Here is a 14,120-nt window from a genome sequence, read left to right on the forward strand (position 1 = left end):
CGGTACCAGGTGCTCAGCGTGGAACCGTCGCGATGAGGCCGAGAAGGGCCGCGATCTCGGCCACCTGCTGGCAGGCCCCGATGACGTCGCCGGTCTGGCCCCCGATCTTGGCGCGCGCCAGGGCGGTGAGCACGAGGGACGCCGCCAACGCCAGGGCCGGCATGAGCACCATGCCGGCGAACGGCAGGCCGATGATCCAGCCGAGGGCGACGAAGGCGAGGGTGACGAGGCCGACGATTCCGATGGTCCGGCGATCCGGTGTTCCCACCGATGCCCCCGCCCCGCCGGGCCGCGCGGGTCCGAGCAGCACCATCGGCGCCAGAGCGGCGCTGCGCGAGAGGGAAGCGGCCAGCACCAGGGCCAATGGGGCCAGCGCGCCGGTGCGATCGAGCAGCGTCGCGAGGGCGCCTATCCTCAGGGCCAGCGTCAGGACGAGGGCGACGCCGCCATAGGCGCCGATCCGGCTGTCGCGCATGATCTCGATGCGGCGTTCGTGCGTCGCTCCTCCGCCGAAGCCGTCCGCCACATCTGCGAGACCGTCCTCGTGCAGCGCCCCCGTCACCAGCGTCCCCACCGCCACGGCGAGGGTCGCTGCCAGGAACGGTCCGAGATCCAGCGCCCAGGCGACGAGCAGGATGAGGGCGGAGGGCAAGGCGAGGATGAGGCCGGCCACGGGCAGCATGCGCGGAAGGGTGCGAAAGTCCGGCAGGCGATGCGGGTCACCCTCGCCGGGCAGGCGCGGCACCGGCAGCCGCGAATAGAACCTCAGGCACGCCGCGAGATCGTAGGCCATGGGCGCGCCGGGAAACGCATCGTCCGGCTCAAGATCCCAGCCTTGCGTCATCGAGGACCTGCCTTCACCGCCCGCGCCCCGTTGGTTATAGCTCGCACCCCAGGCAGGCCGCCATACCGGACGCGCCGAGACGGAAGGCCAAGTTTCGCGCGATGACTCAGACGATTCCGAACCAGGACAATCCCGATCAGACGCCGTTCTCGGATATCCGCCGCCTGATCGCCTCCGTGCCGGGCGCGGACCGCGACGGGGTCGCGATGGTGCGCGAGCGGGACGCGATGCTGACGAAGCCCGCCGGCGCTCTGGGCCGCCTCGAGAACCTTGTGGAGTGGCTCGCCGCCTGGCAGGGCAAGGGGCAGCCGAGCCTCGACCGGCCCCTCGTCTGCGTCTTCGCCGGCAGCCACGGCGTCACCAAGCGCGGTGTCTCCGCCTTCCCGGCGGAGGTAAACCGCCAGATGCTCGACAATTTCGCCGCCGGCGGCGCCGCGATCAACCAGCTCTGTGCCGCCTACGGCCTCGGCTTCAAGGTCTTCGATCTCGCCATCGATCTGCCCACCGGCGACATCTGCGAGGGGCCAGCCTTCACGGAGAAGGAATGCGTGGCCACCATGGCCTTCGGCATGGAAGCCATCGCCGCCGGGACCGACTGCCTTGGTCTGGGCGAGATGGGGATCGGCAACACCACCATCGCGGCGGCGATCTACGCGGCTCTCTACGGAGGCAACGCGGCGCATTGGGTCGGGCGCGGAACTGGCGTCGATGCGGCCGGGATCGAGCGCAAGGTCGCGGCGGTGGACGCCGCCCTGGCCCATCATGCGGGTCATCTCGACGATCCGCTCCAGGTCCTGTCGCGCCTCGGAGGCCGTGAGATCGCAGCCATGGCCGGGGCCATCCTGGCGGCGCGGATGCAGCGCATCCCCGTGGTCATCGACGGCTACGTCGCCACCTCGGCCGCGGCGATCCTCCATGCGATCGATCCGTCGATGCTCGACCATTGCCTCGCCGGCCACGTCTCGGCGGAAGGAGCCCATGCCGAGGTACTGGAACGTCTCGGACTGGTGCCGCTGCTGGCCCTCGGCATGCGCCTCGGCGAGGCATCCGGTGCCGCCCTCGCCATCGGCCTGCTCAAGGGCGCGCTCGCCTGCCATCGCGACATGGCGACATTCGCCCAGGCGGGGGTATCGGGACGCAGCGAAAGCTGAGGGTCTGCCATCGGACAAGCCGGACCCGTGGCGGCCCGGCGCTCGGACGGTGACGAAAGCCGAAAAGGCGGATGCGCCGATCAGGCCGCGCGTGCCGCGCTCCGCCTGCCGGCCATGGCTGCACTCGACTCCGCTTCGGCGGACAGGTTCAGGGCGGGTAGCGTGTCCATGACACGGCTTGCGGGGAAGATCACGACGACTTCCGTCCCCTCGCGCGGCTTCGACTTCAGGTGGAAGTTGCCGTTGTGCAGGTCCACCAGCCCCTTCACGATGGGCAGGCCGAGGCCGGAGCCCTGCTCGGCGGTCTTGATCGCGAGCGACCCCCGGCCGAACGAGGACATGACCGTACCGAGCTCGTCCTCGGGGATACCCGGCCCGCTGTCCTTGACGCTGACATACTGGCCGCCCGAGGCCGTCCAGCCGACCTTGATCGTGATGTCGCCGCCCGGGGGCGTGAATTTCACGGCGTTCGAGAGAAGATTGAGCACGATCTGGCGCAAAGCCCGTTCGTCCGCCCAGATACGGGGCATGTCGGCATCGATGAACTCGTGGAAGGCCTGGCCTTTGCTGCGCGCGCGCAGGGCGACCATGTGCCGGCACTCGTCCACCGCATGGGCGAGCTGGATCGCTTCCTCGTTCAACTCGTAGCGCCCGGCCTCGATGCGCGAGAGGTCGAGGATCTCGTTGATGAGGTTGAGGAGGTGCATCCCGCTATCGTGGATGTCGCCCGCGTATTCCTTGTAGGACGGAGCGATGTGAGCGCCGAAGACCTCGTTCTTCATCACCTCCGAGAAGCCGAGGATGGCGTTCAGCGGCGTGCGCAACTCGTGGCTCATGGTCGCGAGGAAGCGGGACTTGGCGAGATTGGCCTCTTCCGCCCGCCGCCTCGCCTCATCGGAATTGGCCTTGGCCTGTTCGAGCTCGATGAAGATGGCGTCCTTCTCCGCTTGGGATTTCAGGGCGCCCACCGCCGAGGCGTAGACGCGGCGGGCGAGGCCCATGAAGAAGATCTGCGAGCCGACCACCATGGTCACGAGCATGATCGTGTCCATGTCCTGCGAGAACGCCAGGAAGGAGAGCGCCGCCAGGATCAGCGGCAGCAGCGCGGCGGCGGCGGCGGCGGGCAGGGTCGCTGCCAGCATCGCGGCCACCGCGGCGGCGATGACGAGGCCGAACAGGACGAAGATGCGGGCACTGGGCGCGGCCACGAGAACCATCAACGCCCAGGATGCGCTCTGTACGATCTCGCTCAGCATGAAGGCGCTGCGCCAGCGCCTGACCGACACGGAATCCGCCGGCTGACGAAGGAAATGCTTGGTGAGCCCCATCGACAAACCGACGCCGCAGAGCAGGCAGACGGCCCAGGACAGGGCGACGGGAACCGGCACCCAGAGCGACGAGGCCCCCGCGATGAGAAGCCCGAGCACGGCATGGGTCAGGCCGGCACCATTGCGGTACTCGGCATAGATCCGGATCAACTCGTAATCGAATGCGCGCTCCAGACCGCTCGCCGAGGTCAACCGCTCGCGCGCCGATCGGATGTCGCGGGCCACCTTGCGGCGGCGAGCGGATTCCGGTGCCGAAGGACCGCGTCCGCGCTGAACCATCTCCGCTGTCAGGTCGGACATCACCGTCTTGAGGATCTTTATGAGGACAGCCTGCGGTCGGAAGGACCGTGGCTCGTCGGCGCTGCGACCACGCGAAACTGCGCCCGATAGGTTAAGAACGACCTGACCCGATCTCGACACTTGTCTCCAAATCGCGACGATCGACGGCACGCGACCCGACGCGGCATCGACCCCGCTCTCCGATCGATGTGTGGAGGCGCACATTTTCCAAGAGTGTGTAGTATTTAGAACGAGTCGATACTGAAGTCGGAGAGACGTCATGCTGAAACTGAATGTCGACGGCGTGTCGCATGATGTCGATGCCGATCCCGACATGCCGCTCCTGTGGGCGCTGCGCGATCATCTCGACAAGACCGGGACGAAATACGGCTGCGGCATCGCCCAGTGCGGTGCCTGTACCGTGCATCTCGACGGCCAGCCCGTCCGCTCCTGCCAGACCCGCATCGGCGATGTGGGGGAGGCAAAAATCACGACGATCCAGGGCGTGTCCGGACGGGTGGCGGACGCGGTCCAGACCGCGTGGCGCGGCCTCGACGTGGTCCAGTGCGGCTATTGCCAGTCCGGCCAGATCATGTCGGCCATCGGCCTGCTCTCGACCACCCCGAAGCCGAGCGATGCCGAGATCGACGGCGCGATGGACGGCAACATCTGCCGTTGCGGCACCTACCAGCGCGTTCGCGCCGCCATCCACGAAGCGGCCCGCTCCCTCGCCTGATCCGAACCCGAGGTCGGCCCCGGGGCCGGCATCGTCCCGCTTGATACCGTGCGTGTCATCGTCTCCGTGGAGGAAGCCATGCTGAAGGTCCGTCAGACCCATCCCGAGGCGGCTGCTCCGCGTCCGTCGCGCCGTTCCTTCCTCGGTGGGGCCGGTGTCGCCGCCGGAGCCCTGGTCATTGGATTCACCCTCGACCCCGCCAAGCAGGTGCGCGCGGCGGCCGGCCCCGACCTGTCCTCGGCCCCCGCCCAGCCCAACGCTTTCGTGCGGATTGAGGCAGAGGATACCGTCACCGTGCTGATCAAGCATCTCGACATGGGGCAGGGCAACACAACGGGCCTCGCCACCATCCTGGCCGACGAACTCGACGCTGACTGGTCCCGCGTGCGGGTGGCCTTCGCGCCGGCCGATGCGAAGCTCTACAACAACCTGCTGATGGGGCCGATCCAGGGGACCGGCGGTTCGACGGCGGTGGCCAATTCCTGGTTCCAGCTCCGCAAGGCGGGTGCGGCCGCCCGTGCCATGCTCGTCTCCGCCGCCGCCGAGAAATGGTCCGTCCCGGCCTCCGAGATCACAGTCTCCAACGGCACGGTCCGTCACCTCGCCTCGCAGCGCGAGGAGCGGTTCGGTGCCCTGGCCGAGGCTGCGGCGGCGATACCGGTGCCCCAGCAGCCGAAGCTCAAGGATCCGAGCCAGTGGGTCCATATCGGCAAGAAGCTGCCGCGCCTCGATTCTGTGGCGAAGACCAACGGAACCGCCATCTACGCCATGGATATCCGCCGGCCGGGTCAGGTCACGGCCGTGGTGGCGCATGCCCCGCGCTTCGGCGGGACCGTATCGAAGGTCGACGATAAGGCCGCCCGCGCCGTCTCCGGCGTGATCGACGTGGTGACGATTCCCACCGGGGTCGCCGTGATCGCCAAGGACACTTGGTCGGCGATGAAGGGCCGGGACGCCCTGTCGGTCACCTGGGACGAGCGCACGGCCGAGAAGCGATCCTCCGACGCCATCCTTGCCGAGTATCGCGAGACGGCCAAGCGGCCGGGCATCGTCGCATCGGAGAAGGGCGATCCCGCCGCCGCCATCGCCGGATCGGCCAAGGTCATCGAGGCGGAGTTCACCTTCCCCTACCTGGCCCACGCGGCCATGGAGCCCCTGAACGCCACGATCGAGCGGGCCGCCGACGGCTCCTACGACATCTATGCCGGCCTGCAGTTCCAGACGATCGAGCAGGCGGTGGCCGCCGCGACCCTCGGCGTCACCGCGGACAAGGTCAGGCTTCACACGCAATGGGCGGGCGGATCGTTCGGGCGCCGGGCGACGCCCACCGCCGATTACATCGCCGAGGCCGCGTCCATCGTGAAGGCGACCGGCGGCAAGGCACCGGTCCATCTGGTCTGGACCCGTGAGGACGACATGGCGGGCGGGTACTACCGTCCCATGGTCCTGCACACCCTCAAGGCCGGCATCGACGCCAAGGGCGCAATCACCGGCTGGCAGCACCGGATGGTCGGTAAATCGATCATGATCGGCTCACCGTTCGAGGCGATGCTGGTGAAGAACGGCGTCGATTCCACCACCGTCGAAGGCGCATCGGATACGCCCTACGCCATCCCGGCCTACCGGTTCGAGGTCCACAACGCCCGTGAGGGCGTGCCTGTCCTGTGGTGGCGTTCAGTGGGTCACACCCATACGGCGCAGGCGATGGAAGTGTTCATCGACGAGTTGGCCCATGCCGCCGGTGCCGATCCGCTGGCCTATCGCCTCGGCATGCTGACGGGCGCGCCGCGCCTGTCCGGCGTCCTGAAGCTCGCCGCCGAGAAGGCGGATTGGGCCAAGCGCAGCGGCGGCAAGGGCCAGGGCCTCGGCATCTCGGCGCACGAATCGTTCGGCTCCTACGTGGCGATGGTGGCCGACATCACGGCGGATGGCAGCCATGTGAAGGTCAACCGCATCGTCGCAGCGGTGGATGTCGGCGTCGCCGTCAATCCAGACGTGATCCGCGCTCAGGTAGAGGGATCCGTCGGCTTCGCGCTGTCATCGGTCCTGCGCAACAAGATCACGCTGACGGACGGGGTGGTCCAGGAGAAGAACTTCGACGCCTACGAGCCGACGCGCATGAGCGAGATGCCGGTGGTGGAGGTCCATATCGTCGCCTCCGACGCTGCCCCGACCGGCATCGGCGAGCCGGGGGTGCCCGTCATCGCCCCGGCGATCTCCAACGCGATCTTCGCCGCGACGGGGCAAAGACTACGCTCCCTGCCCCTGGATCTCAGCGGCCTCAAGGGAGTCTGAGGCCGGACCCGTCAGCGTCAGCGCCTGAGGAAGTCGATCAGGTCCGTCGCCAACCGCTCGTGATGGGTGAGCGGTATGGCGTGCGGAGCGCCGTCGTAGATCTCGAACTCCGCGCTCGGCACGGCCGCGGCCGCCATCCGTGCCGTCACGTCGATGGGCACGGTCTGGTCGGCATCGCCGTGGATGATCAGGCAGGGCACCGTGACTTTCGCCATGTCGGGCCGGAAATCGGTCTCCGAGAAGGCCCGCACGCAGGCCGTCGTGGCTTTGGGCGAGGCCAGCATTGCGACCTGTCCGGCCCAGGCGATCATTTCCGACGATGCGGGTGAGCTGAACACGCCGGCACCGAAGAAACCCTTGTTGAATTTGGCGAGGAAGGACGGCCGGTCCATCTTCAGCCCGTCGATGATCTCCTCGAACACGCTGGCATCGACGCCGTCGGGATGGTCGGGCGTCTTCAGCATCATCGGCGTCACCGACGAGATCAGCACCGCCTGGGAGATCCGGGCGCTGCCGTGCCGCGACAGGTACCGCACGACCTCACCGCCGCCCATGGAAAAGCCCACGAGCGTCACGTCGGTGAGATCGAGTTCGTCGAGCACCGCCTTCAAGTCGTCGGCGAAGGTGTCGTAATCGTAGCCCTGCCACGGCTGGTCCGAGCGTCCAAAGCCCCGGCGGTCATAGGCGATGGTGCGGAAACCCGCCTCGGCCACGGGGACCATCTGGTACTCCCACATATCCGCGTCGAGGGGCCAGCCGTGGAGGAAGACCACGGGCCGTCCGCTGCCCCAGTCCTTGTAGTAAAGGCTCGTGCCGTCCGGCGCGGTGATGAAGGCCATGGGGCTGCTCCCTGTATTCCTTGGTGGCGTCATCGAGGATGAGCCCGGCAATGCCGGCTCCTCCGGCGATTCAAGCGCGGGGTGCGGCCTCTCGTTCCTGCGGCATGGATTCCGAGCCTTCCGGATTCCCAGGGTCCCGGATTCCCAGGGCCCCATGCCCGCACTACCTGTCCTCTCGCATGACCCCGTTCGAATCCACCGCCGCCGCCTTGCGCGCCTGCCGCATCTGCCGCGACGCACCCCGGTATGGCGCGCCCCTTCCGCAGGAGCCGAAGCCCATCGTGCAGGGCTCGATCTCGGCGCGTCTCGCCATCGCCAGTCAGGCTCCGGGGAACCGGGCGCACCAGAGCGGCATCCCGTTCATGGACCCGTCCGGCATCAGGCTGAGGTCGTGGCTCGGCCTGTCCGAGCCGGATTTCTACGACGCCACGCGGCTCGCCATCGTCCCCATGGGCGCGTGTTTTCCGGGGCTCGACGCGAAGGGCGGAGACAAGCCGCCCCGGCGCGAATGCGCCGAGCATTGGCGCGAGGCGCTCTTTGCCGGCCTGCCCGAGATGGATCTCGTCCTGGTCATCGGTCAATACGCGCAGGCTTGGCATCTCGGCCGCGTCGAAGGGGGACTGACCGCCATGGTGCGGAACTGGCGCGCCATTCTCGAGGAACCGCGTCGGCCTCGGGTGCTGCCGCTTCCGCACCCATCCTGGCGCAACAACGGCTGGCTCAGGACGAACCCGTGGTTTGCCGACGAGTTGCTGCCGGTGCTGAAGCAGGAGGTTTCCCGGGTGATGACGCGCCGGTGACCCTGCCTCCGCGTTGACATGGCAAGCTCGGGCGGCGATCCGTCACCCGATCCTCCGGAGCCCGCCATGTCCCACGCCGCGTCACCAGCCGCCAGCGATCCGCGCGATCGCCTCATCGTCGCCCTCGACCTGCCGAGTGTCCACGAGGCCGAGGCGATGGTGGACCGGATCGGCGATGCCGCGACGTTCTACAAGATCGGCTACCGGCTCGCCTATTCCGGCGGCCTCGCCCTGGTTCAGCGGTTGTCCAGGGCAGGCTTCAAAGTTTTCATCGATCTGAAGCTGCATGACATCGGCAACACGGTGGAGGATGGCGTCCGGGCACTCTCTGATCTCGGCGTGACCTTCCTGACGGTTCATGCCTACCCGCAGACCATGCGCGCCGCCGTGCGGGGCAGGGGCGGAGACGGCCCGACGATCCTCGCCGTCACCGTACTCACCTCCTACGACCAGGCCGACGCCGACGAGGCGGGCTATGCCATGCCCATCGCTGATCTGGTGGCCCTGCGTGCGCGGCAGGCGGCCGAGGCCGGGATTGGCGGGATCGTCTGCAGTGCCGCCGAGGCGGCCTCCGTTCGCTCCGCCATCGGGCCGTCGCGGCTCATCGTGACGCCCGGTATCCGGCCGGCGGGCGACGATGTCGGCGACCAGAAACGTGTGTTGACGCCGGGGGCGGCGATGGAAGCGGGGATCGACCACATCGTCGTCGGCCGCCCCATCACCCTGAGTGCCGATCCCCGCGCCGCGGCGCGGGCGATCCTGGCCGAGATGGGCTGAGCCCCGACGCGCCGCATCGTCCGCCGGGCGCTAGATCGACTCGACCGGCTCCTTCGCCTGTGAACGGGCGTTGGTCCTGGCGGGCTCGTGGAGCGCACGCAGCAGGAAGGCGATCATCGCATCGATGGGTGGGGCCGGTGCATTCGGGTACTGGCTCACCAGGACGGGGTGGCAGTAGCGCGTGATCGCCACATGCAGGCAGGCGGCCGTCACCGCGGGATCCTCGACCTGGAACTCGCCGCTGCGGACCCCGTCCGTCACCACCCGCTCCAGGGCCGCGCCGATCCGGTCGATATGATGCCGGCACACTCCCCAGCTTTCCGACATGGCGGCTTCGACCATCTCGTGGATGCGGGGATTGTCCTTGCAGCGTTCGATACAGTCGCGATGGAGTTCTCGGATGATCTCCGCGACCCGCTGATCCGCGCTCAGGCCGGGTGCCACGGCGATGCCTGCAATGAGCGCCTCGACCTCGCGCGTCACACGCTCGACCACCGCCTCGTTGATCGCCTTCTTCGAGTCGAAGAACCGGTAGACATTGGCCGGGCTCATCCCGAGCGTCTTGGCGATGTCGGCCACGGTGGTCTTCTGGTAGCCGATCTCGCGAAAGAACCTCTCCGCCGCCGCCAAAATCCTGCATCGTGTCGTAGGTGCGGCGGCTTCCAGGCTCGCCTGCAACGGATCGACGGTGATTGTCATAGATCGACCCTAAGTCTCCTGCCCTTGGCCGTCAAAAACACGGCGATGAAGGAAACCACTCTGGAACAGGACGGATGAACGCCGCGCCAACAAAATCGGCACACCGTGACCGGCAGTGCGACTGAATCACCCGCCTATAAGACGTACGGGAAGGAACCGGGGTTGCATGGCTCGGTGATCGTCGATCCACCTGAAAAGCACGTCTTCGCGCTCCCATGCCGCGTGACGAAACACGACGGGCAGGCGCCGATGCATTCTGCAAAGAACGCCGGTATCCGAGTATTCGGCAGGCAGCGGACCGCGTCGAAACGTCCGAGGCTCCACGACCGTCCGGGTCAAGCCGTAAGTGACATCACAGTCGAGCGTCAAAGCAGGTTCGCGTTGCCGAGCCGCTGCTTCGCCTTGCCTAGCGCTCTGAGGTGTCGCAGGTTTTTATCACAGAACCGGGGGCCACTTCTGCGAGACCCGCAAAGTCGGATCCACCCTCGCGCCCCCGTACCGATCCCCATCGAACACAACCGGCGGGGGCCGGTTCACGAGCCGAACTGCGATCCGAGCTGCTCTAGATACTCGGCGAGGTCGACGCCGCCGACGCGTTTGCCGTAATCGAACCGCATGCCCTGGCGGATATCGACGCTGCTCTGCTTCGTCGTCAGGGTGAACGGCTTTACGCAGATCCAGGCGCCGTCGCGGCGATGTTCGAAGAAACTCAGAATGTCGTGCTTGGCCATCGCCGCCTCCGGTCGAGTTGCCGGATAAACCGCCAAGCCGCGCCAGAGTTCAGCCGTACCGGACTTATATCCGCGCCCCGCCTAAGCTTGGACGCAACATCACGGACACGTGCACCGCAACAGGAGAGAAGCAATGCACGTGTGAATGAGGTTCAGGCGACGCCCTTGAGGGCGCCGATATTCGTGTGGAAATCAGGCCCGTTGAAGGTTCTCGCCACGTAGCCGGCGCGGATGAGAAAATCGCCGAACCGCTCACCGGGGGTCTTACCCTGGGCATAGGCGCCGAAGAGCGGATCGAGGATCGTCCTGATCTCGGAGGCAGTCACGTCCTCGGCATAGAGCTTTCCGAGGCGAGAGCCATCGAAGGCCGCACCGAGATAGAGGTGGTAGCGCTCCGGGCCGCGGCCGACGAAGCCGATCTCGGCAATGAAGGGACGGGCGCATCCATTGGGGCAGCCGGTCATGCGGATGGTGATCTCGTCGTCCTGCAGACCGTGCGAGGCGAGGCTTTCCTCCAGTTCCGTCATCAGGTCCGCCAGGTAGCGCTCGCTCTCCGCCAACGCCAAGCCGCAGGTAGGCAGGGCGACGCAGGCGATGGAATTACGGCGCAGGGCACCCGCATCCTTCTGCAAGCCGTACTCGTCCACCAGCGCCTCGATCTCGGCGCGCTTCTCGGCCGGCACGTTGGCGATGATGACGTTCTGGTTGCCGGTCAGGCGGAAATCGCCCTCGTGGATCTCCGCGATCCGGCGAAGGCCGGTGAGGAGCCTCGGGCCATCGCCCTCCACGTCCTTGATGCGGCCGGACGGGACATAGAGCGTCAGGTGGTGACGGCCGTCATCGCCCTCGGTCCAGCCGAACCGGTCGCCGTTCCCGGTGAAGGTGAAGGGCTTGGGATCGGCGAGCGTCTTGCCGATGCGCTTCTCCACCTCGGCGCGGAAGGCGGCGAGGCCGTAGCGCTCGATGGTGTATTTCAGGCGGGCGTTCTTGCGGTTCTTGCGGTTGCCCCAGTCGCGCTGGACCGTCATCACCGCCTCGGCCACCCGCACCGCCTCATCGGGCTTGCAGAACAGCATCACGTCCGCGGTGCGCGGGAACGTGTCGGGCTCGCCATGGGTCATGCCCATGCCGCCGCCGACGGTGACGTTCCAGCCGGTGACCTTGTTCTTGTTGTCGAGGATGGCGATGAAGCCGAGATCGTGCGCGAAGACGTCGACCTCGTTCGAGGGCGGCACGGCGATCACGATCTTGAACTTACGCGGCAGGTAGGTCCTGCCGTAGACGGGCTCGAATTCCGGTTCGCCGCCGATCACCTTCTCGCCGTCGAGCCAGATCTCGCGCCAGGCATTGGTCTTCGGCAGGAGGCTGTCGGAGATCTCCTTGCCGAGGTCGTAGGCGGCTTTGTGCGCGCCGGACTGGGCCGGATTCGTGGAGGCCATCACGTTGCGGTTGACGTCGCCGCAGGCGGCGATGGTGTCGAGCAGGGCGCCGTCGATGGCCGCCATCGTGCGCTTGAGATTCGACTTGATGACGCCGTGATACTGGAAGGTCTGGCGCGTCGTCGCCCGCAGGGTGCCGTTGGCGTAGGTGGTGGCGATGTGGTCGAGGACGAGCCACTGCTTCGGTGTCACGACGCCGCCGGCGATGCGCAGGCGGATCATGAAGCTGTAGGCCTTGTCGAGCTTCTTCTTGGTCCGCTCGGGGCGCAGGTCGCGGTCGTCCTGCTGATACATCCCGTGGAATTTCACGAGCTGTCCGTCATCCTCGGAGATCGCCCCGGTGGCGTGCTTGAGGAGGCCGTCGGCGAGGGTTCCGCGCAGGAAGCCGCTCGCGATCTTGATGTGCTCATTATGCGCGAGGCCCGCCTCGCGCGCCGCTTCGGCCTCATCGATGGGACGGGCGGTCGGCGGGGTCTCGTAGGTGCGGGGAGGAGTCAGGTCGTCCATGGCGATGATCCGGTCTTCTTCAGTTCATATTCGGGGCGCCGCATGCGCATCTCCCCTCTCGGGCGGGGGAGGGGCGACGTGCCCTAGTAGACATCCTGCTGGTAGCGATGGGCCCGCTCCAGCGCCGCGACGGCGGCTTCGGCATCGGGTTCGCTCAACGATTTGACCTCGGCATAGGCTTGGACGACGGCGTTGCGCACGTCCTTCGCCATCCGGTTCGCGTCACCGCAGACATAGAAGCTGGCGCCGCCATCGAGCCATTCCACCAGCTCTTTGGCGTGGTGGCGGATACGGTCCTGAACATAGATCTTCTCGGGCTGGTCGCGGGAGAAGGCCACGTCGATCTTCGTAAGCGAGCCGTCCTCCAGGGCCTCCTGCCATTCGAGCTGGTACAGGAAGTCGTGGGTGAACTGACGGTCGCCGAAGAACAGCCAGGAGCGGCCGGCGGCTTCGATCGCGCGGCGTTCCTGCACGAAGGCCCGGAACGGGGCGACGCCGGTGCCGGGGCCGACCATGATGATGTCGGTGGCCGGGTCCTGCGGCAGGCGGAAATGCCGGTTCGGCTTCAGCTTCACGCGCAGCTTGCTGCCGTTCTTGATCCGGTCTGCGACCTGGACCGAGGTCACGCCCGAGCGTGACCGCCCATGCGTCTCGTAGCGCACGGCGGCGATCACAAGATGAACCTCGTCGCCGACTTCTTTGCGCGAGGAGGCGATGGAGTAGGCGCGCGGCGGCAGGGGCCGGGTGATGGTGTTGAGATGCTCGGCCGAAAGGGTCGCCGGAAAGGTCTCAATCAGGTCGATGAGGTGGCGACCCTCGATCCAGGCCCGCACCTCGCCGCTATCGATGAGCTTCTGCGCCTCGGCATGGCTCGTCGCCTTGGCGAATCGCTCCACGGTGGTGGCCGAGAGCGTGGTGATGTCGCGCTCGGACAGCAGAGCCCTGCGCAGGGCCTCGTCGCCGGTGAGGTTCGTCGCCTTGAGGATGTCCTCGACGAGGGCCGGATCGTTCTCGGGGTAGATCTCGAGCGAATCGCCCGGCTCGTAGGCCGGGGCGCCGTCCTCGAACTCGAGGGCCAGATGGATCGTCTCCTTGTCGGAGAGCGACGAGTTCAGGTTGATGTGATCCACGACTTCCACCACCACCGGCTCACGGCTCGGCTCGGCATCGTCGTCTTCGGCCGCGGCGCGGCCGGCGAAATCCACCGCCACGACATTGTCGGCGCTCGGCGCAGGCGCAAGGGCTTTCAGGGTGTTCTTGATCCAGTCGGCGGCGGGTTTGTCGAAGTCGAGATCGAGATCGGCCCGCTCGGCCCCGCGCTTGCCGCCGAGTGCCTCGAACCGCGCGTCGAGCGCCTTGCCGATGGCGCAGAACTCCACATAGGAGGTATCGCCCAGCGCCAGCACGCCGAAGGTCACGCCATCGAGCCGCGGGGCGCCGTCGCCCATCAAGTCGTTGTACGCACGGGTGGCGCGGGCCGGAGGCTCGCCCTCGCCCCAGGTCGCCGCGATGGCAATGAGGTTCTTGGCACCCGCCAGCGTAGCGACGTCGAGGTCGGCGAAATCCACCACCTTCGGCTTGAACCCGCCCTTCTTGGCGAGCTTGGCGACGGAACCGGCCAGGGCTTCGCAATTGCCGGATTCGCTCGCGTAGATGATCGTCAGCGGCTCGGCAGCCTTTGGCGGGGCGGCGGGG

Annotated in this window: 12 protein-coding genes; 5 read left to right on the forward strand and 7 right to left on the reverse strand. The window is 67.3% G+C overall.

Translation table 11 applies throughout. The features are described from left to right. Positions 1–13: 13 nt before the first annotated feature. Positions 14–844 carry an adenosylcobinamide-GDP ribazoletransferase gene (gene cobS, locus FPV16_RS19960; RefSeq protein ID WP_227440107.1) on the reverse strand — a complete coding sequence of 277 codons (831 nt, stop codon included), beginning with the start codon at positions 842–844 and terminating at the stop codon, positions 14–16. Between the two features lie 101 nt (positions 845–945). On the opposite strand from cobS, the gene cobT reads away from it, so the two are divergent. Further along, complete coding sequence (gene cobT, locus FPV16_RS19965) at positions 946–1,995, forward strand: nicotinate-nucleotide--dimethylbenzimidazole phosphoribosyltransferase (protein ID WP_227440108.1); 1,050 nt, start codon at positions 946–948, stop codon at positions 1,993–1,995. Positions 1,996–2,075: 80 nt separating this feature from the next. Here the strand turns inward: cobT and FPV16_RS19970 are convergent, their stop codons facing one another. After that, the gene (locus tag FPV16_RS19970; RefSeq protein WP_227440109.1) at positions 2,076–3,623 is read right to left on the reverse strand and encodes a sensor histidine kinase; all 1,548 of its coding nucleotides are present in this window, start codon (positions 3,621–3,623) and stop codon (positions 2,076–2,078) included. 259 nt (positions 3,624–3,882) lie between these two features. Between FPV16_RS19970 and FPV16_RS19975 the strand changes: the two genes are divergently transcribed. Both FPV16_RS19975 and FPV16_RS19980 read left to right on the forward strand, forming a co-directional pair. Continuing rightward, on the forward strand, positions 3,883–4,338 hold the full coding sequence (locus FPV16_RS19975; RefSeq protein WP_227440110.1) for a (2Fe-2S)-binding protein: 456 nt from the start codon (positions 3,883–3,885) through the stop codon (positions 4,336–4,338). A 78-nt stretch (positions 4,339–4,416) separates the two neighbouring features. Next, a complete protein-coding gene (locus FPV16_RS19980) occupies positions 4,417–6,633 on the forward strand; it encodes a xanthine dehydrogenase family protein molybdopterin-binding subunit (protein ID WP_227440111.1) in 2,217 nt (738 codons plus the stop codon). Positions 6,634–6,650: 17 nt separating this feature from the next. On the opposite strand, the gene FPV16_RS19985 is transcribed toward FPV16_RS19980, so the two are convergent. Beyond that, on the reverse strand, positions 6,651–7,472 hold the full coding sequence (locus tag FPV16_RS19985; protein ID WP_227440112.1) for an alpha/beta fold hydrolase: 822 nt from the start codon (positions 7,470–7,472) through the stop codon (positions 6,651–6,653). A 179-nt stretch (positions 7,473–7,651) separates the two neighbouring features. On the opposite strand from FPV16_RS19985, the gene FPV16_RS19990 reads away from it, so the two are divergent. Together FPV16_RS19990 and pyrF are read left to right on the forward strand one after the other, a co-directional pair. Further along, positions 7,652–8,272: a uracil-DNA glycosylase family protein gene (locus FPV16_RS19990; RefSeq protein ID WP_227440113.1), complete on the forward strand. Its 621-nt coding sequence runs from the start codon at positions 7,652–7,654 to the stop codon at positions 8,270–8,272. A gap of 66 nt (positions 8,273–8,338) precedes the next feature. Further along, on the forward strand, positions 8,339–9,049 hold the full coding sequence (gene pyrF / locus FPV16_RS19995; protein WP_227440114.1) for an orotidine-5'-phosphate decarboxylase: 711 nt from the start codon (positions 8,339–8,341) through the stop codon (positions 9,047–9,049). Between the two features lie 30 nt (positions 9,050–9,079). Here the strand turns inward: pyrF and FPV16_RS20000 are convergent, their stop codons facing one another. The 4 genes from FPV16_RS20000 to FPV16_RS20015 form a co-directional block, all read right to left on the reverse strand. Beyond that, positions 9,080–9,748 carry a TetR/AcrR family transcriptional regulator gene (locus tag FPV16_RS20000; RefSeq protein WP_227440115.1) on the reverse strand — a complete coding sequence of 223 codons (669 nt, stop codon included), beginning with the start codon at positions 9,746–9,748 and terminating at the stop codon, positions 9,080–9,082. A gap of 533 nt (positions 9,749–10,281) precedes the next feature. After that, a complete protein-coding gene (locus tag FPV16_RS20005; protein WP_227440116.1) occupies positions 10,282–10,479 on the reverse strand; it encodes a hypothetical protein in 198 nt (65 codons plus the stop codon). A gap of 152 nt (positions 10,480–10,631) precedes the next feature. Next, a complete protein-coding gene (locus FPV16_RS20010) occupies positions 10,632–12,425 on the reverse strand; it encodes an NADPH-dependent assimilatory sulfite reductase hemoprotein subunit (protein ID WP_227440117.1) in 1,794 nt (597 codons plus the stop codon). An 83-nt stretch (positions 12,426–12,508) separates the two neighbouring features. Then, the coding region (locus tag FPV16_RS20015; protein ID WP_227440118.1) for a sulfite reductase flavoprotein subunit alpha at positions 12,509–14,120 on the reverse strand (1,612 nt) is incomplete at its 5' end.

This window comes from Methylobacterium sp. W2 (assembly GCF_020662345.1).
Classification (GTDB): Bacteria; Pseudomonadota; Alphaproteobacteria; order Rhizobiales; family Beijerinckiaceae; genus Methylobacterium.